This is a genomic window from Ruegeria sp. CDSC054 (assembly GCF_059610645.1).
In genome coordinates, this window is the sequence record NZ_JBXWOA010000008.1 from 84,209 (window position 1) to 101,019 (window position 16,811).

At 57.5% G+C, this 16,811-nt stretch carries 18 protein-coding genes; 6 read left to right on the forward strand and 12 right to left on the reverse strand.

Translation table 11 applies throughout. The annotated features are described in order from the left end of the window. Nucleotides 1-86: 86 nt before the first annotated feature. From AC2FGC_RS15755 to AC2FGC_RS15795, 9 genes are all read right to left on the reverse strand, one after another. Entirely contained in the window at nucleotides 87-2,540 is a 2,454-nt protein-coding gene (locus AC2FGC_RS15755; RefSeq protein ID WP_496782822.1) for a GcvT family protein, read from the reverse strand. Between the two features lie 89 nt (nucleotides 2,541-2,629). After that, nucleotides 2,630-3,604 (reverse strand): GlxA family transcriptional regulator, encoded by a 975-nt coding sequence (locus tag AC2FGC_RS15760; protein WP_496726589.1) that lies wholly within the window; start codon nucleotides 3,602-3,604, stop codon nucleotides 2,630-2,632. Between the two features lie 10 nt (nucleotides 3,605-3,614). Further along, complete coding sequence (locus AC2FGC_RS15765; protein WP_496782823.1) at nucleotides 3,615-4,508, reverse strand: homocysteine S-methyltransferase family protein; 894 nt, start codon at nucleotides 4,506-4,508, stop codon at nucleotides 3,615-3,617. A 12-nt stretch (nucleotides 4,509-4,520) separates the two neighbouring features. Then, a complete protein-coding gene (locus AC2FGC_RS15770; RefSeq protein ID WP_496782825.1) occupies nucleotides 4,521-5,573 on the reverse strand; it encodes a zinc-binding dehydrogenase in 1,053 nt (350 codons plus the stop codon). A gap of 2 nt (nucleotides 5,574-5,575) precedes the next feature. Then, nucleotides 5,576-6,052 (reverse strand): cupin domain-containing protein, encoded by a 477-nt coding sequence (locus tag AC2FGC_RS15775; protein WP_496779364.1) that lies wholly within the window; start codon nucleotides 6,050-6,052, stop codon nucleotides 5,576-5,578. Nucleotides 6,053-6,070: 18 nt separating this feature from the next. Then, nucleotides 6,071-8,521, reverse strand: a complete 2,451-nt coding sequence (locus AC2FGC_RS15780; RefSeq protein WP_496782827.1) for a GcvT family protein — start codon at nucleotides 8,519-8,521, stop codon at nucleotides 6,071-6,073. Nucleotides 8,522-8,536: 15 nt separating this feature from the next. Then, on the reverse strand, nucleotides 8,537-8,917 hold the full coding sequence (locus AC2FGC_RS15785; RefSeq protein ID WP_496782829.1) for a GFA family protein: 381 nt from the start codon (nucleotides 8,915-8,917) through the stop codon (nucleotides 8,537-8,539). Nucleotides 8,918-8,921: 4 nt separating this feature from the next. Beyond that, on the reverse strand, nucleotides 8,922-9,545 hold the full coding sequence (locus tag AC2FGC_RS15790) for a LysE family translocator (protein WP_170563472.1): 624 nt from the start codon (nucleotides 9,543-9,545) through the stop codon (nucleotides 8,922-8,924). Next, the gene (locus tag AC2FGC_RS15795) at nucleotides 9,545-10,114 is read right to left on the reverse strand and encodes a helix-turn-helix domain-containing protein (RefSeq protein ID WP_472724551.1); all 570 of its coding nucleotides are present in this window, start codon (nucleotides 10,112-10,114) and stop codon (nucleotides 9,545-9,547) included. The genes AC2FGC_RS15790 and AC2FGC_RS15795 overlap by 1 nt, the downstream gene beginning before the upstream one ends. Before the next feature lie 18 nt (nucleotides 10,115-10,132). On the opposite strand from AC2FGC_RS15795, the gene AC2FGC_RS15800 reads away from it, so the two are divergent. Together AC2FGC_RS15800 and AC2FGC_RS15805 are read left to right on the forward strand one after the other, a co-directional pair. Further along, nucleotides 10,133-10,513 carry a DUF1294 domain-containing protein gene (locus tag AC2FGC_RS15800; RefSeq protein WP_496782831.1) on the forward strand — a complete coding sequence of 127 codons (381 nt, stop codon included), beginning with the start codon at nucleotides 10,133-10,135 and terminating at the stop codon, nucleotides 10,511-10,513. A 111-nt stretch (nucleotides 10,514-10,624) separates the two neighbouring features. Then, entirely contained in the window at nucleotides 10,625-11,014 is a 390-nt protein-coding gene (locus AC2FGC_RS15805; protein ID WP_496726582.1) for an SHOCT domain-containing protein, read from the forward strand. A 50-nt stretch (nucleotides 11,015-11,064) separates the two neighbouring features. Here AC2FGC_RS15805 and AC2FGC_RS15810 read toward each other — a convergent pair whose 3' ends face one another. Then, nucleotides 11,065-11,517 (reverse strand): GAF domain-containing protein, encoded by a 453-nt coding sequence (locus tag AC2FGC_RS15810; protein ID WP_496726581.1) that lies wholly within the window; start codon nucleotides 11,515-11,517, stop codon nucleotides 11,065-11,067. A gap of 53 nt (nucleotides 11,518-11,570) precedes the next feature. Beyond that, complete coding sequence (locus tag AC2FGC_RS15815) at nucleotides 11,571-12,743, reverse strand: thiolase family protein (protein WP_496782833.1); 1,173 nt, start codon at nucleotides 12,741-12,743, stop codon at nucleotides 11,571-11,573. A 102-nt stretch (nucleotides 12,744-12,845) separates the two neighbouring features. Between AC2FGC_RS15815 and AC2FGC_RS15820 the strand changes: the two genes are divergently transcribed. The 3 genes from AC2FGC_RS15820 to AC2FGC_RS15830 all read left to right on the forward strand — a co-directional run bounded on the left by AC2FGC_RS15820 (nucleotide 12,846) and on the right by AC2FGC_RS15830 (nucleotide 15,448). Continuing rightward, on the forward strand, nucleotides 12,846-13,184 hold the full coding sequence (locus AC2FGC_RS15820) for an STAS domain-containing protein (protein WP_496726579.1): 339 nt from the start codon (nucleotides 12,846-12,848) through the stop codon (nucleotides 13,182-13,184). Nucleotides 13,185-13,212: 28 nt separating this feature from the next. Next, on the forward strand, nucleotides 13,213-13,674 hold the full coding sequence (locus AC2FGC_RS15825) for an ATP-binding protein (protein ID WP_496726578.1): 462 nt from the start codon (nucleotides 13,213-13,215) through the stop codon (nucleotides 13,672-13,674). 196 nt (nucleotides 13,675-13,870) lie between these two features. After that, complete coding sequence (locus AC2FGC_RS15830; protein WP_496782835.1) at nucleotides 13,871-15,448, forward strand: gamma-glutamyltransferase family protein; 1,578 nt, start codon at nucleotides 13,871-13,873, stop codon at nucleotides 15,446-15,448. Nucleotides 15,449-15,482: 34 nt separating this feature from the next. Here AC2FGC_RS15830 and hspQ read toward each other — a convergent pair whose 3' ends face one another. After that, nucleotides 15,483-15,809: a heat shock protein HspQ gene (gene hspQ, locus AC2FGC_RS15835; protein ID WP_108861127.1), complete on the reverse strand. Its 327-nt coding sequence runs from the start codon at nucleotides 15,807-15,809 to the stop codon at nucleotides 15,483-15,485. Nucleotides 15,810-15,889: 80 nt separating this feature from the next. Between hspQ and AC2FGC_RS15840 the strand changes: the two genes are divergently transcribed. Continuing rightward, nucleotides 15,890-16,771 carry an AEC family transporter gene (locus tag AC2FGC_RS15840; RefSeq protein ID WP_496726576.1) on the forward strand — a complete coding sequence of 294 codons (882 nt, stop codon included), beginning with the start codon at nucleotides 15,890-15,892 and terminating at the stop codon, nucleotides 16,769-16,771. Nucleotides 16,772-16,811: the final 40 nt, after the last annotated feature.

Genomic DNA, 16,811 nt, shown 5'->3' on the forward strand with positions numbered 1-16,811 from the left:
CGAAAACCGTGAACGGTCGCATCAAGAAAATTGATATGTACCAAGAAAACGGGGCGCTGCAGCGCCCCGTGTGTCGAACCTTGGCGCTAAACTTTAACGCGCTCGGATTTTGGATCGTACATCGGCTTGAGTGATGCTTCGGCTTTGACTTTGACGCCGCAAACATCGATCTCGTAGGTCGAGGCCAAAACGTCAGCGGCCTTTTCGCCTTCGCAGGGCACATAACCCAGACCGATCGCACCGCCCAGCGTGTGGCCATAGTTGCCTGAGGACAGATAGCCCACATACTCGCCGTCCCGGATGATCGGTTCGTTATGGAACAACAGCGGTTCCGGATCGGTCAGCTTGAACTGAACCAGGCGATTATGTGGTCCGCTTTCCTTGCGCGCGATCACCGCCTCACGCCCGATGAAATCGCTGCCCTTGTCGACCTTGACCGCAAAACCAAGACCGGCGTCGACCACATGGTCCTCACATGTGATGTCGTGGCCGAAGTGGCGGAAGCCTTTTTCTATCCGGGCGCTGTCCATCATATGCATGCCGCATAGTTTTAGCCCCATGTCCTGTCCGGCCTCGTGCAGGGTTTCGAACACATGTCCCGCCATGTCGGACGAGACATAGATTTCCCAACCAAGCTCACCGACATAGGTCACACGGTGGGCTCGAGCCAGACCCATGCCGATCTCGATATCCTGCGCGGTGCCAAACGGGTTGGTCGCGTTGGTGAAATCGTTGGGCGAGACCTTTTCAAGCAGCGTACGCGCATTTGGGCCCATGATGGCTAGAACGCCCTCGCCCGCCGTTACATCGGTGATGACGACGTTGAAGTTACCCGCATGGCGCTGCATCCAGGTCTGGTCCGCCAAACGGGTCGCGGCCGGTGTTACCACCAGAAAGGCAGTTTCGGTCAGGCGGGTGACGGTCACGTCCGCCTCAATCCCGCCTGTGCGGTTGAGGAACTGAGTATAGACGATCTTACCATTCGGAACCGAGTAGTCGCCGCCGCCGATATAGTTCATGAACTTCTCGGCATCGGGGCCATCAACGCGGAGTTTGCCGAACGACGACATGTCGTACATGCCGACATTCTCGCGCACCGCACGGTGTTCAGCTGCCGAGTTCTCGAACCAGTTCTGGCGTTTCCAGCTGTACTGGTACTCGCGCTCCTGCCCCTCGTTCGCGAACCAGTTGGCACGTTCCCAACCCGCCAACTCGCCCATGACCGCGCCCTGTTCCAGCAGATGATGATGGAACGGCGTCCGACGTACGCCACGCGCGGTGGCCTTTTGGCGATAGGGGAAGTGGTCGGCGTAAAGCAGACCCAACGTCTCTTTCGAACGCTCAAACAAATACTGTTTATTGCCCTGGAACGGTTGCATCCGACCTATGTCAACGTCGCCCAGATCGAACGGTTTTTCACCGCTGTCCATCCATTCGGCCAGCGCCATACCAGCACCGCCAGCGGACTGGATGCCGATCGAGTTGAAGCCTGCCGCGACCCAGACATTGTCCATCTCAGGCGCAAGGCCCAGATGATAGGCGTCATCGGGAGTAAAAGACTCGGGCCCGTTAAAGAAGGTGTGGATGCCAGCCTCGGCCAACATAGGCATACGTTCGCACGCGGCTTCGAGGATTGGCTCGAAATGGTCGAAATCCTCGGGCAGTTGGTCGAACTCAAACGCGTCGGGGATGCCGTTCATCGCCCACGGCTTGGCATTCGGTTCAAATGCACCCAACAGAATTTTGCCTGCGTCCTCTTTGTAATACGCGCATTCATCGGGAACGCGCAGAACCGGCAACTGGGTCAAACCGTCGATATTTTCGGTAACGATGTAGAAGTGTTCGCAGGCGTGCAACGGCACGTTCACGCCAGCCATCTGGCCGACCTGATGCCCCCACATACCGGCGCAGTTCACCACCATGTCGCATTCGATATGACCCGAAGCGCCGCCGTCATCTGCGACCCAGTCAACGCCGGTTACCTTGCGGTCTTGTTTGACAATGTCGGTGACTTTCACACGTTCTTTGACGATACCGCCACGCTGACGGGCGCCCTTTGCCAGCGCTAAGGCAATGTTGGCCGGGTCACCCTGACCATCCAGCGGTAAGTAAACAGCACCCTTCACGCCTTCGAGGTTGATGTGGGGATACAGCTCCTGAACACGTTCATTCTCGATTTCTTCGACCTCGACGCCGAAAGCGCGCGCCATGGCCGCCTGACGGTAGATCTCTTCTTTGCGCTCTTCGGTTAGCGCAACAGTGATTGATCCACAGCGTTTAAAGCCTGTGGCCACACCGGTTTCTTCTTCGAGCGATCCATAGAGTTCCTGGCTGTATTTCGCCAGCTTTGTCATGTTCGCCGTTGCGCGCAGCTGGGCGATCAGACCCGCTGCATGCCAGGTCGTGCCGCTGGTCAGCTGCTTACGCTCCAGCAGGACAACGTCTTTCCAGCCTTTCTTGGTCAGATGATACGCCACCGAACATCCGATGACACCACCACCGATAATGACAACACGGGCCTTGTTTGGAAGATCAGCCATTCTCATGATTCCGCTTTATGAGTTTCCACCCAAAATGACACGGAAGAGCGACACAGAATGCACGAAAAACGTCAGCCCATTTGCAAAAATCAACGTTGTTTGACTTGCCGTTTTTCACGTCGCAGCACAAAGGGTGTCACGCCGAAAAAGCTTTTGTAGACCGACGAGAAACCGTTGGGAAACCCGCAGGCTAGTCCGATTTCGCGCACGCTCATCGTTGTGTTCAGCAGAAGGTTATTGGCCTTGGCCAGCCGCATTTCGCGGTAAAAGCCGTTTGGTGTGGTTCCGAAATAGTTCTTGAACTTCCGTTCCAGCGATCGGTTCGAAAGCTTTAGCGCTTCGACGATTTCGTTAATCGGCAGCGGGTCTTCGATATTGGCCTGCATCACCTTGATGCACTGGTCCAGCTTGGCGTCGCCGGTTGCCGTGGTTTTTGACCCGGAAAAGGGCTGAAGCGAGGAAAAGTCCCGGATATTTTCGTGCAGCATAATATCGGCCACGGTCATTCTGGTTGGCCCAGATATGTGGCGCCCGATCACGGCCAGCGCGACATCGGTTGTCGCCTCCATCCCGGCGCAGGTCACCACGGCGCCCTGTTCCGTTGCAATCGACAGTTTGGCCTCGAACTGGGCGCGACGCTCACGCAGGAAGGACGCGTTTTCCCAGTGGGTCGACATGTCCTCGGTCCCCTGCTCGTCGATATAGCGGCTTGCAGCTTCGGACAGCAAAAAGACCTGTGCACCGCGGAAAGTATAATCCGACACAACACGCCCCAGCGACAGATCAGGATGATCGGGGTCGGAATTTCCGATGACAAACAAATAGTCCGCGTTGGGCTGCGACGGAATGCGCTCGGTCTGGATCGTTGCCTCGCTGCTGCTAGCGACCGGGCCACCCCTCAGAGAGCGATAGGCGTAGGTGAATGGCGGGCTCGGGCAAACGCGGTTGGCCAGCCGCAGCACCTCAACCAATGACGCCAGTTCCAGCAGCACATAGCCCGGCGCGACAACGATGTCGAAATGTCGCTGCGCGTTAGAAGCCGGGATGTTCGACGGCGATGGCATCACGTTCCTCTCAGACAATCCGGTGTCCAGAGGACCGCAATCGATCGGCAAGGACCTCTATGTGATCCGGTCCGACTTCGCAGCATCCGCCAACAATCGTTGCCCCCTGCGCTACCCATTCCATGGCATGATCGGCGTAAGCCTCGGGCCCCAGATCGTGGCGTTGTTCCAAAGCGTCTACTGTTGGGGCGTCCTTCAGAAAATCCTGGGTAATTCCAGTAAACCCGTTGGCATAAGCCCCAAATGGCCGGCCCAGCGTGGCTATGACCTCAAGCGCAGCAGGAATGGCCTCGGGGCGCGAACAGTTGATCAGAACCGCGTCAGGGGAGAATTGCTCAACAAGGGGCGCAATATCTCCAAGCGGTTCTCCGGATCGCAGGCGCGATCCATCATCGTCCATGACCGACAGAGCCAGCCAGACCGGCTTACCCGCATCCTTTGTACCACGCAAAGCCCCTTCGGCCTCTTGCACCGAGGACACGGTTTCGATCAGGAAAAGATCAACGTGATCGGACATGAGGTTAACCAACTCGGCAAATTTTTTCGCAGCGTCTTCCACGTCGGGTTTCAGATCGGGACGATAAGACGCCAGCAAAGGGCCCAGCGCGCCAGCGATGCGACCGGAACTGTCCTTTCGCGCCCGGTTCGCCTGAGTAACCGCAGCATGGATCAGCTCGGGCAGTTGGCCTTCCATGCCCAGGCGCTCCAACCGAGAACGATGGACCGCGTAAGTATTGGTCGTGGCAACCGTTGCGCCACGGCGGAAATATTCGGCGTGGACCTCTTGCACCAATTCGGGATGGTCGATCATCACGCGCGTCGACCACAGCGGCGTGGGCTTGTCCCCGCTGCGTTTGACCAGTTCTTGCCCGATCGAACCATCCAGAAGCGTGATATCCGCCATTTGCCAACCTCCCTACGGAATTAGAACGAGTTTTCCCGGCAGCGCCTTGGATTGAAAGTCCTCCTGCGCCTTGGCGATGTCTCTTAGTGGATAGGTCTTGGAAACCAAAGGCTTGATGCGGCCCGTATTCATCATCTCGACAAGGCGGCCAAAGACTTCAAATGCCTGATGTGTGCAGCCATGAATCGTGATGTCGCGCAGGTAGATCTCACGCAGGTCAGCCGAAACGATTGGTCCTGCGATTGCTCCGGAAACGGCATAATGACCGCCGGGTTTCAGGGCCAGGATCAGGCCGGGCCAAACCGGGCCTCCGACAACGTCGATCGCGACGTCGAACATGTCCTTGGGCAGCGGCGCGTTGCGATCAAAGGTGTCCACGGCCCCCTGCGCTTTGACCACCTCGGCCTTGGCTGAACCCGTAACGCCCCAAACCGTCGCCCCACGCAGCGCCGCCAGTTGCACGGCAGCAAGACCCACGCCACCCGAGGCACCGGTAACCAGCACCTTATGCCCGGCAGTCACGCCAGCACGGGTCAATAGATTTTCGGCTGTGCCAAATGCACAGGGGATGGCGGCGATTTCGACATCTGACAGAGGTGAGGTCGTCACGTCGTACAGGTCGTCGGCCTGAACCAGACAGTATTGCGCAAATGCTCCGTCGATTTCAGAGCCTAATGCGATAAAGCCAGTCGGATTGCCGGGGCGTGGGCGCGGCAAGTTGATCGGGCAAGTCACCCGTTGCCCGGCTTGAAACCCGGTCTCTTGCCCTGCCAATTCGACTATCCCACATAGATCGCCACCCTGAATGCGCGGAAACGCCAACGCACCTCCCCAGCCTCCGGCATCAACATCCTGATCAACAGCGTCCGTTGCCCCGGTCACGTCCGAGGAATACCAGCCGACCCGTGTATTGATGTCGGTGTTGTTTACCCCTGCAGCCGCGACCCGAACCAGAACCTGCCTCGGTCCAGGCGTTGGAACCGGAATATCCTCGCGCCATTCCAGCGCTTCGGGGCCGCCGTGGCGCGTCAGGTAAACACCAGACATTTTTGTGGGCGTGGTCATCTTCAGACCCTGTCTTCCGGATGGGCTGGAACCGGTCCCATCGGCACAATGTCGTAACGCGCGTTCAGTTCGGCCATTTTCGCCTCATCTGCAAAGTCAGCCTCGGTCATTTTTGCCAGTTCAGCCAGAAACCCGTCGAACCCCGAGGGCTGAAAGATCATCAGCATTCTGGCGGGCGCGCCATCGGCGACGCGACACGCATGGGGTACTCCGGGTGGCACATGCATGGTTGTGCCGGGCGTACAGCGATGCCAGTCGCCATCAACGTAGAATTCCACCGCGCCTTCCAGAAAGTAAAAAGTCTCAGCGTGGGTATCATGGCGATGAAGGCCAAGCGCGAAGCTGGCCTTCAGATTGTCTTCCATAAGCGTGTATGCGCCATCCGTGTCCTGGCCGGAAACTTTCACAAAAGTGTGGTCGTTTTCCCAGTCATAGTTGGGACCCTCACCGGGTCCCAGTTTGGCGTATCGTTTGCTCATGGCGGTCTCCGTGAGAAGTTAAGCGCGTAACCGCTCGTTCTCAGGATCCCAGAGCGGCTGATCCTGCTCTACCACAGCGCGGCACTTTTGGCCGTAGATTTCGACCTCAAGCTCGGTGCCGGGGTTGGCAAGCTCGGCCTTGATCATGCCCAGCGCGATGGATTTGCCAACGCGGTATCCCCATGCGCCTGACGTGGTTTCGCCCACGATTTGATCGCCCTGCCAGATACACGACATATACGGCGCGTCGCAATCGCCCGCATCCACTGTCAGCGTGACAAACGACTTCTTCACGCCCTGCTGCTTTTCGTTCAGGATTGCAGCCTTGCCGGGGAAATCCTGCGGCTTGTCGAGTTTGACGAACCGCCCAAGACCGCCTTCCAGCAGAGAGTAGTCGGTCGATAGGTCCCCCTTCCATGCACGGTATCCCTTTTCGATACGCAGCGAGTTCAGGGCATACATGCCGAACGGTTTGGCACCGGCATCGATGATCGCATCATAGATCGCGGGCATATGCTCGTTCAGAGCGTGGACTTCCCATCCTAGCTCACCCGCGAAGGAGACGCGGATCAGATAGGCGGGCTGGCCTGCAACGGTCGCAGACTGATGAGTCAGCCACCCCGAGGTCAGATCCGCATCCGTCATAGTCGACAGTATATCGCGCGACTTCGGACCAGTGACGATCAGTGTATCCCGTGTCGTGGTCACGTCTTCAATCGAAACACTCGCAGGCATCGCGTTCATCAGGATGTCCCGATCATGCCACTGTGCAGTTGCGGCGGTGATCATGATGAACTCATCCTCACCAAGACGGATACAGGACATCTCGGTCAGAATGCGGCCACGGTCGTCAGAGATATAGATGAGGTTCATCCGGCCGACCTTTGGCAACCCACCGGTTGCGAGGCCGCGCAGCGCCTCAGCGGCGCCCTCTCCCTTGACCATGAAGCGCGAGAAGCCTGGCAGATCTAGTACGCCACAATGGTCTCGCACGGCCTCGCATTCTTCTTGGATTCGTTGCTCCCACGGGCCGGACCGACCCCAGGTATGGGTTGCATCAAGCGACGTGTCATCGCCCGGCTTCGCGAACCAGTTGGCCCGCTCCCATCCGTTATAGGCACCCATCACGCCGCCCAGCGCTTTGACCTTGTTATGCACCGGTGACAGTTTCTTGTCGCGCGCCGCGGGCCATTCATGATGAGGGAAATGCATGGCGTATTCGTTGCCGTAAACTTCCAGACCTTTCTGGTTGCAGTAGTCCTGATCTGTGTAATCGGTGTAGCGACGCGGGTCGACGGCCCACATATCCCATTCGGTCGCGCCATCGACGATCCATTCGGCCAGCACCTTGCCTGCACCACCGCCCTGAGCGATGCCGAAGGTGAATGTGTGTGCCTCGAACGCGTTTTTCACACCGGGCATTGGGCCGATCAGCGGCAGCCCGTCCGGCGCATAGGGGATCGGGCCGTTGATCACACGGCCAACGCCGGAGGTCGCCATCAACGGCACCCGCTCCATCGCGTCAGTGACGATATCCTCGATGCGGTCGAGATCGTCATTCCACAGCTGGAACGAGAAATCCTCGGGCATAGCATCGTCTTCAGTCATCCAGTGGCCCTTGCAGTTAGGCTCATACGGACCAAGGTTGAAGCCATTCTTTTCCTGCCGCAGGTAGTACGAGATATCCACGTCGCGCAGCAGTGGCAGTTTCTTACCACCGTTCGCTTTGGACCATTCTTCAATTTCTGGAACTTCGTCCGTCAGCAGGTACTGGTGGCTCATCACCATCGCGGGAACTGTGCGGCCGCCAAAGGGCTTGAACCACTCTCCCACGCGCTGCGCGTAATACCCAGCGGCGTTCACAACATAGTCGCAGGCTATATCGCCTTTGTCGGTGTGTACGGTCCAGGTGCCGTCGTCGTGCTGAGTTACGCCAGTTGCCGGGCAAAAGCGGATGATCTTCTGGCCCATGTCACGGGCACCCTTGGCCAGTGCCTGTGTCAGCTGCGCCGGATCAATATCACCATCGGTGGGATCGTACAGAACGCCTTCAAGATCGTGCGTCTCCAGGAAAGGATAGCGCTCTTTAGCTTCTTCCGGGGTCCACATCTCCATCGGGATGCCTTGATAGCGTCCCATCGCCATGGCGTGTTCGAACTCTTGCATCCGCTCCTTGCTGTGCGCAAGACGGATCGAGCCTGAAACGTGGTAGTTCATCGGATAGTCGACCTCTTCGCCCAAACGCGAATACAGCTCGGTTGAGTACCGCTGCATGTTCATGATCGCCCATGAATTCGAGAAGGTCGGAACGTTACCCGCCGCGTGCCAAGTCGAGCCAGCGGTAAGTTCGTTCTTTTCCAGCAGAACACAATCAGTCCAGCCCTTCTTGGCCAGATGGTACAGCGAGGAGGCCCCCACCACACCGCCACCGATAACAACCACGCGGGCTTTTGTCGGAAAATCGCTCATTGGTCTTGATCCTTGTTACTGTGCCCGTTGGGGCAGATCGTCTGTGATGTCGTAGTAATCGCCCTTGTCGGCGACAAAGATATGCTTCGAGAGCGTTAGACCCGTGGGCTCGCTGAGCGCACCCATGGAAATTGAAATCGTGTCCTCGTCATTGTGCTGCCAGAAGAGGAACGAACCGCATGACCGGCAGAACCCGCGACGGGCGGTGTCCGAGGCCCGGAACCAAGTCAGCGTATCGCTTGCGGTGAAGCTCAGGTTGTTCTGATGCGTCGAGGTCGAAGACCAGATATGGCCGGACTGTTTTCGGCACTGGCCACAGTGGCAGGCCGAAGGCGGCGACAACTCTCCGTCAATCGTGAACGCGACTGCGCCGCAGAGGCAAGAACCGGTGTGCATCTGATTACCCCCTAGCTGCGGGCGTGGAGCTGGCACCCAGCAACACGCCATAGATGATGAAACAGGCGGCCATGACACGACGCACCCAAGTGTTGAAAACCGCTCCCAGCGCAGCCTTGCCCATCAGCGCGCCCAACACGGTGAACCCGGTGTAGCTGAGCGTGGTGATGATCAGCGCCGTAGGCATGATGACGACCATCTGCTGCCAGATCGGAACATCAGGCTGCACAAACTGGGAAAAGGCAGCGAGGTACCCTGCCACGCTTTTAGGATTGATCGTAGCGACCGCCAGTGCGTGCAGATACACATGGCGCGCGGGTCGTTCACTTGCCGGGGCCGGGCGCGTGGCATTCATCCAGCCGCGAACCCCAACCCAGATCAGGAACCCTGCCCCTACCAGTTTGGCGATAAAAAACCCGGTTGGAGATGCTGCGATCAACGCGGTCACACCCAGCGCTGACAGGACAAGAAACGTGCTGGCCTGCGTTAGAATCGCCAGCACGCCCAGCATCGCTTTGGGAAACGGCAGGCTCATCCCGTTTGAAATGCAATTGACCGCGTTCGGCCCCGGCGTGGTGACGAACACCACCCAAAACAGCGCGAATATGGTCCAGGCTTCAAAGCTCATCAGTACACCGGCGGAGCGATAACCCAGATGGCCACTGCGGGCTCATCATAGGGGTTCGACCATTGATAGGGTTCATGTTTGATCCGAAAGCTGTCGCCGGGGCCGACCGAAAACTGGCGCCCACTGATCGTCAGTTCCAACCGCCCTGACACCATGTACCCAACCTCCTGCGTTGGTCGGTTGGCCGGGGTTTGCATTTTCGATCGGGGCTTGAATGTGGAATGCACCATTTCGAAATCATCGGTCAGATCGGGCGACAGCAGTTCTTCGATCAACCCTTCCTCACCGGACCCCATCGGGCGGCGCGTTCCGGCGCGCACCACATACCCCTGCTCATCTGCCGGAGCGGAGGAATGCGCGAACAGCATCGACATCGGCACGCCCAGACATTCGGCAATCTGGCGCAGGTCGGAAATTGAGGGGTCGGACTTGTCGCGCTCGACTTGGCTAAGCCAACCAACAGAACGACCCAGACGTGCAGCGATCTCGGTCAGCGTCAACCCACGCGCCTTACGCAAAGCCCGAAGATCGGCTCCGAGTGTGGCGCTGTGCGGGGCTTGGCTGTTCACTGAACGCTCCGAAGTTTGGTGAAATTTTCTCCTCGTTTTTCACGATGCGCTGATTCCGTGAAAAAACCAAGATATTTTTCACTTGGACGCACAACATTGTTTGGGTATCCGTCCACCATGTGGATTGCGGTGATTTATCTGTGGGTCGTCAACACCCTGACTTTGCTTGCCTTTGGCTGGGATAAGCTGCGGGCAAGACGGCGGAAAAGGCGTATCCCGGAACGAAACCTATTGTGGTTAGCGGCGCTGGGCGGCAGTCCAGGCGCATTGCTGGGGCGGTGGATTTTCAGACACAAAACCCGCAAGCGGCTGTTTTCATACTACATCTTTGGGATATTCGGCATTCAAGCTGTGCTGGCCTATCTTCTAACGGTCATTGAATTACCCAGCTTGGCGTAGCGTAGTAAAACCATCAGAGAATTGACACTAACCAACCGGCAAACTGTCCGCTACAGTCCATGTTATCTGAATATGAATATTCTTAGGCATTCGCAAAGGGTTGGATGACAAATGGACAACGGCATCGGTTTCTTCGACATAGTCTGGTCAATCTTCTGGCTGTTCCTGATGGTGGCCTGGTTCTGGGTGATGATTTCGGTTGTGGCCGATGTCTTCCGATCCAAGGACCTAAGTGGCGGTGGAAAGGCAGTCTGGATCGCCTTTGTCATCCTGATTCCATGGATGGGCGTTCTGGCTTACTTGATCATCCGCGGCGACAAGATGCACCAGCACAATGCCGAGGCCATGAGCCAGATCGAACAGGCGCAAAAGGACTATATCCGCTCGGTAGCCACAGTATCTGCTGCGGATGAGCTGGAACGGCTTGCCGCGCTCAAGGAAAAAGGCGTTCTGACGGATGAGGAGTTTGCGGCGCAGAAAGCCAAGCTTCTGGGCACCTGATGGGAAGCACACTCTAATCAAAATGGCCGGGGGCACGCCCTCGGCCATTGTTATTTGGCGAATACGCTGGACAGAATTCCGCTCAGTTGCCTTGCGTCTTGTTCATTGAACGCGTTGGGTTGATCGCTGTCGATATCGAAAACCGCAATGACGTCACCGGCGGCGTTGTGCACAGGCAGCACCACCTCGGATCTGGTCGAAGATGCGCAGGCGATATGGCCCGGAAACGCATCCACATCCGGCACCAACTGTACCTCACCCGTGCGGGCGGCGGCGCCACAGACACCGCGGTCGAACGGGATAACCAGACAACCGTGCCCACCCTGATAAGGTCCGATCTTCAAAAGCCCCGGCTCGGTGACACGATAAAACCCTGTCCAGTCAAAACGATCATCGGAATGATGCACCTCGCACGCGATGGTGGCCATCAGGGCCACGTCGTCGGTTTCACCCTCGGTCAGTGCGGCGATGGTCTTGGCAAGTGTATCGTAATCAGCTGTCATGTCGGAACTCGTGGCAGGGCTTTGCTCCGGAGTATTTGGAAAAAGGTGAAGCGTCAAACGCGTTCGATGGCTATCGCCGTGCCTTCGCCGCCGCCGATGCAGATGGCCGCCACCCCGCGTTTCAGGTTTCGCTTTTCCAACGCGTTCAGCAGGGTGACCATGATCCGTGCACCCGACGCACCAATCGGATGCCCAAGTGCGCAAGCCCCGCCGTTCACGTTGACGATGTCGCGGGACAGACCCATCTCGTGCATGAACGCCATCGGGACGACGGCAAAGGCTTCGTTGACCTCCCACAGGTCAACATCTTCTTTCGACCAACCGATATTGGTCAGCAATTTTTGCGCGGCTGGAACTGGTGCGGTCGTAAACAGCGCTGGAGCCTGCGCGTGGCTGGCGTGGCCGACAATACGGGCGCGGACGCTCAGGCCCTGCGCCTGTGCCGCGTCCTCCGATGCCAGTACCAACGCGGCAGCACCATCTGAAATCGAAGAAGAATTTGCAGCCGTGACGGTGCCATCCTTTCGAAAGGCCGGCTTGAGCGTTGGGATTTTCTCGGGCCGCGCAGAAAGCGGTTGCTCGTCCGCGGACTGGGTGACTTCGCCCTTGCGAGTGCGGACCGAGACGTGCGTGATTTCATCCGCAAATGCACAATTTTCTTGTGCGGCCAGCGCATTCGACAAAGAACGCAGCGCGTATTCATCCTGCGCCTCGCGCGTGAACTGATAGGCCTCGGCGCAGTCTTCAGCGAATGTACCCATCAGGCGACCTTTGTCATAGGCGTCCTCGAGCCCGTCCAGAAACATATGATCCATTGCCTGCGCATGACCCAACCGCGCGCCCTCGCGCATTTTGGGCAGAAGGTATGGCGCGTTCGTCATGCTCTCCATCCCGCCTGCGATCATTGTGTCCGCGTGCCCCAATGCAATCTGATCGTAAGCCATCATGGCTGCTTTCATACCCGAGCCGCACATTTTGTTGAGCGTCGTGGCCGGAACGTCGTCGCCCAGCCCAGCTGCGAAACCGGCCTGACGGGCCGGTGCCTGGCCCTGCCCGGCAGGCAGGACGCACCCCATCAGAACTTCGTCGACGGTCTCTGTCCCTGCACCCTGCAGCGCGGCCTTGATCGCAACGCCGCCTAGATCGGCTGCTGTCACTGTATCGAACATCCCCTGAAACCCACCCATCGGGGTACGTGCTGCGCCAGCGATAACGACTTGTTTCATTTGGATGCTCCTCCGCTTTTCTACTGAGATGGATACCGAATGGTAAGAATTGCCGTCTAGCGTATTTCTACGAGCGATTTTTAGTTTAGAGAGCCCGCGCGCATGGCCCTGACCAGTAAAACAACAGAAACAACGCAGATCATAACGGTGCATTCTGACCGTATCGATGCCGCAATGGCAATTCAGTTCAAGGAAGACATGCGCAATGAGGCCGACGGTGGCGCGCCGCGCGTCGTCCTGGACCTGACGGGGGTCGAATTCATCGATTCAAGCGGCCTGGGGGCCATCGTCGCGTCGATGAAGCAACTGGGCAGCGACCGCAGGTTGGATTTGGCAGGACTACACCCTTTTGTCGAAAAGGTGTTTCGGCTGACCCGTATGGATACGGTTTTCAATCTTTACCAGACCCTGGACGACGCCCTTGCACGGTCGGCGGAATGAATACACGGATTGAATAGGCGCGATGTCCATGGGGAATGGGAACTGCTTGGATCTGAGCTTTGCTGCCACGGAAACCGAAGCCAGCGCTGGCATCGCCCAGCTTAGCAAAGGGCTTGAGGTGCAGGGCCTGCCGTCACACAAGGCGAGCGATGTTAAAATCGCGCTGGCCGAGGCGATCAACAATGTGGTCGAGCATGCCTATGCGGGCGTCACTCCGGCCAAGGTCAGGGTGCATTGTCGGCTGCATCAAAGCTGGCTGGATATTCTGATCTCTGACACTGGGAATCCTCTGCCCGGATTTCGCGTGCCGGATGGTGTGCCTGCGCCCTTGGGATCGACGCTCGATGAGTTACCCGAAGGCGGGTTTGGCTGGTTCCTGATCCATGAACTGACCAGCGACATTCGCTATGAGCATCGCAATGGCTGCAACCGGTTGTCACTGCGGTTTGACTTCCCAAACCCCTCCGCCGGACCCAAAAAGGCCACATAAAGGCCCCGATCGCACCATTGGCGCGCCGCAAACAAAGGGCAAAAAGATATCTGTAGCTCAGATAGCTTCCCTCGGCGCCTAGTGTCACAGCCCCCACCCAGTGAACGGCGCCGAGGATCTCCCTTCCCGCTGATGTGACTAGACAATCCCTGACCGCGCTTTACGTTCGGCGTTTTCAAAAGGGGAAGGCAAAGCTATGCGGGATTTTCACACTCCAGGTCGGTCCGAAGTTCTGGCAACCGAGGGAATGTGCGCCACATCGCATCCTCTGGCCGCGCAAGTTGCCGTAAACATCCTGCAGCAAGGCGGCAATGCCATGGACGCTGCCATCGCAGGCGCTGTGCTGCTGGGCATTTGCGAGCCACAGATGACGGGCATCGGCGGCGATTGCTTTGTCCTGTTCAACCGCGCAGGCGAAGATCAGATACGCGCCCTGAACGGATCCGGGCGCGCGCCGGCGGCTGCCAATGCGGACAAGTTGCGGGCCGAGGGGCTGGATACAGTGCCGTTGAACACACCCGATGCGGTGACCATTCCCGGTGCGATTGATGCCTTTTGCCATCTGGCAGAAACCGAGGGCAGGCTTGGGCTGGATGAGATACTGGCACCTGCCATTCACTATGCCGAGGCCGGTGTCCCGGTCGCACCCCGGGTCGCCTATGATTGGAAAACGGGGGCTGACACGCTGCAGGGGGCAGCGCGCAGGCACTACCTGGCTGACGGCGAAGCGCCGAAAACAGGTCAGGTCTTTCGCGTGCCAGGGCAAGCCGAGGTTCTGCGCCAGATTGCACGCAATGGTCGTGACGCCTTTTATTCCGGTGAAATTGCACAGGATATGATTGACGCCCTAACAGCATTGGGTGGTGTTCACACGGCCGAGGATTTTCTGGCCACGCAATGCACAAAATCCCAGCCTGTCAGCGGAAACTACAACGGCATCGATCTTGTCGAACACCCGCCAAACGGACAGGGTGCGACTGCAATCCTGCTTTTGAACATCCTAAAGAACTTCGATTTGGCCGGTCTTGACCCATTTGGCCCAGAGCTCATCCATTTTGAGGCCGAGGCCTCGAAACTCGCCTATGACGCGCGCAATCGGTTCATTGCGGACCCCGATCACACAACCCACGCTGAACGATTCCTCGACCAGAGCGTGGCGGATAAGCTGGCCGCGTTGATTGACCCCAAGCGCGCCATGCCAGCGGCGGCCCCACTAACCGAATCCATTCATAAGGACACGGTCTATATCACGGTTGTTGACCGGGATCGGATGGCCGTTTCGCTGATCTATTCCATATTTCACAGCTTCGGGTCTGGCATCGCATCGGAAAAATACGGGATTTTGCTGCAAAACCGGGGCTCAGGCTTCAACCTGAGCGCCGGTCGCCCAAACGAGCTTGGCCCGGGCAAACGCCCGATGCACACTATCATTCCCGGTATGCTCAAACAGGATGGCCGTGTGCTCATGCCATTTGGCGTGATGGGCGGAGCTTTTCAACCAACAGGCCATGCACGCCTATTGTCCAACCTCACTGATCATGGGTTGGGTTTGCAGGCCTCTGTGGACGCCCCGCGCGCCTTTGCAGACGGCGGCGTTCTGAAACTTGAACGCGGAATTCCGCCCAGCACATCTCAACAATTGAGCGATTTTGGGCACAACGTTCAGGTTCCAGAAACGCCCCTTGGCGGAGCGCAAGCAATCCGAATCCGCACAGATGGTGTTCTGGAAGGCGCAAGTGACCCCAGAAAAGACGGTTGTGCATTAGGTTACTGACCACCAGGGCGCGCAATCTGGCGCACCAAATCACTTAGTTCAAATTAAAGTGCAGCGGGTACGCGCCATTCTCGAAAGGACCGAACATGTCAGGAATATCAGGATGCTCAACCGGTTCCCCGGATTGATCGGCAACCAGATTTTGTTCTGAAACATAAGCCACATAGAAGGATTGGTCGTTTTCTGCGAGCAGATGGTAAAACGGCTGATCCTTGATGGGGCGGCTGTCCTCGGGAATGGCCTGATACCACTCTTCTGTGTTGGAAAATTCCGGGTCCACGTCAAAAATCACCCCTCGGAAGGGATGCTTTTTATGGCGGACCACCTGTCCCAGGCGGTACTTGGCATTTGTCTTCAGCATTATCTCAGCCCCCAGAGATCTTACTACCTCTTTCCGGGCCGGAATGCCAATCATTGATCGGAAATTAAAGGAAACAGTCTGTGAACATCTTACTGACAGTGTTCGAAATTGTGGCACCGGTTTTCCTGCTGGCAAGCATCGGATTCACCTGGGTCATACTTGGTTTTGAGTATCGTTTGGAGTTTGTGACGCGCCTTGCCGTGACGCTTGCTGTGCCCAGCCTGATATTTGTAGCGCTGATGCAGACCGAGATTCCGGCAGGAGAGTTGACGCGTTTCACGCTGGCCGCAATAGCGGGTCATGTTGGGCTGGCCGTAGCATTTGGCGTTTTCGTTCGACTTTCTGGCCTTGACCGCCGTACCTACCTTTCGCCGCTAATTTTCGGAAATACTGGCAATCTGGGCCTGCCGCTATGCATTTTTGCGTTTGGCCAGGCTGGTTTGGGATTTGCGGTCATTTTCCTGGCCATCACCGCTTTGTTTTCCTTCACCTATGGCATCTACCTTGTCGCTGGGAAGGGTGCATTCGGTAAAGCCGCGCGTGAACCGATGGTCTGGGCAACCCTGCTTGGGGCCTTGTTTTTGTGGCAAGATTGGGAAACGCCTTTGTTCCTGACCAACACGCTAGAGTTGCTGGGCCAGATGGCAGTCCCGATGATGCTGATTACAGTAGGTGTCGCGATCGCAAGGCTGACAACGCGCAAATTGGGTCAGGCAATCTGGCTATCAGGCCTAAAACTGCTTGTCTGCTTTGGGCTGGGCTGGGCAATCGCGCGCGTCTTTGATCTGGATTCCATCGCCTTTGGCGTACTGGTCCTGCAGATGTGTACCCCGGTCGCGGTGACATCCTACCTTCTGGCCGAGCGATTTGACGCAGATTCAGACGCTGTTGCCGGGATGGTTATGGTGTCAACGGTGCTGTCCGTGGGCGCTTTGCCCTTAATTCTAGCGATTGTTCTATAACGATTGTGATTTCCTAAACTCTCAATCTGCGCTAGAATAA

Coding starts and splice junctions, on each gene's coding strand:
- AC2FGC_RS15755 (WP_496782822.1), bottom strand. CDS start 2,540: ATGGCTGATCTTCCAAACAAGGCCCGTGTTGTCATTATCGGTGGTGGT.
- AC2FGC_RS15760 (WP_496726589.1), bottom strand. CDS start 3,604: ATGCCATCGCCGTCGAACATCCCGGCTTCTAACGCGCAGCGACATTTC.
- AC2FGC_RS15765 (WP_496782823.1), bottom strand. CDS start 4,508: ATGGCGGATATCACGCTTCTGGATGGTTCGATCGGGCAAGAACTGGTC.
- AC2FGC_RS15770 (WP_496782825.1), bottom strand. CDS start 5,573: ATGACCACGCCCACAAAAATGTCTGGTGTTTACCTGACGCGCCACGGC.
- AC2FGC_RS15775 (WP_496779364.1), bottom strand. CDS start 6,052: ATGAGCAAACGATACGCCAAACTGGGACCCGGTGAGGGTCCCAACTAT.
- AC2FGC_RS15780 (WP_496782827.1), bottom strand. CDS start 8,521: ATGAGCGATTTTCCGACAAAAGCCCGCGTGGTTGTTATCGGTGGCGGT.
- AC2FGC_RS15785 (WP_496782829.1), bottom strand. CDS start 8,917: ATGCACACCGGTTCTTGCCTCTGCGGCGCAGTCGCGTTCACGATTGAC.
- AC2FGC_RS15790 (WP_170563472.1), bottom strand. CDS start 9,545: ATGAGCTTTGAAGCCTGGACCATATTCGCGCTGTTTTGGGTGGTGTTC.
- AC2FGC_RS15805 (WP_496726582.1), top strand. CDS start 10,625: ATGGACAACGGCATCGGTTTCTTCGACATAGTCTGGTCAATCTTCTGG.
- AC2FGC_RS15810 (WP_496726581.1), bottom strand. CDS start 11,517: ATGACAGCTGATTACGATACACTTGCCAAGACCATCGCCGCACTGACC.
- AC2FGC_RS15815 (WP_496782833.1), bottom strand. CDS start 12,743: ATGAAACAAGTCGTTATCGCTGGCGCAGCACGTACCCCGATGGGTGGG.
- AC2FGC_RS15820 (WP_496726579.1), top strand. CDS start 12,846: ATGGCCCTGACCAGTAAAACAACAGAAACAACGCAGATCATAACGGTG.
- AC2FGC_RS15825 (WP_496726578.1), top strand. CDS start 13,213: ATGGGGAATGGGAACTGCTTGGATCTGAGCTTTGCTGCCACGGAAACC.
- AC2FGC_RS15830 (WP_496782835.1), top strand. CDS start 13,871: ATGCGGGATTTTCACACTCCAGGTCGGTCCGAAGTTCTGGCAACCGAG.
- hspQ (WP_108861127.1), bottom strand. CDS start 15,809: ATGCTGAAGACAAATGCCAAGTACCGCCTGGGACAGGTGGTCCGCCAT.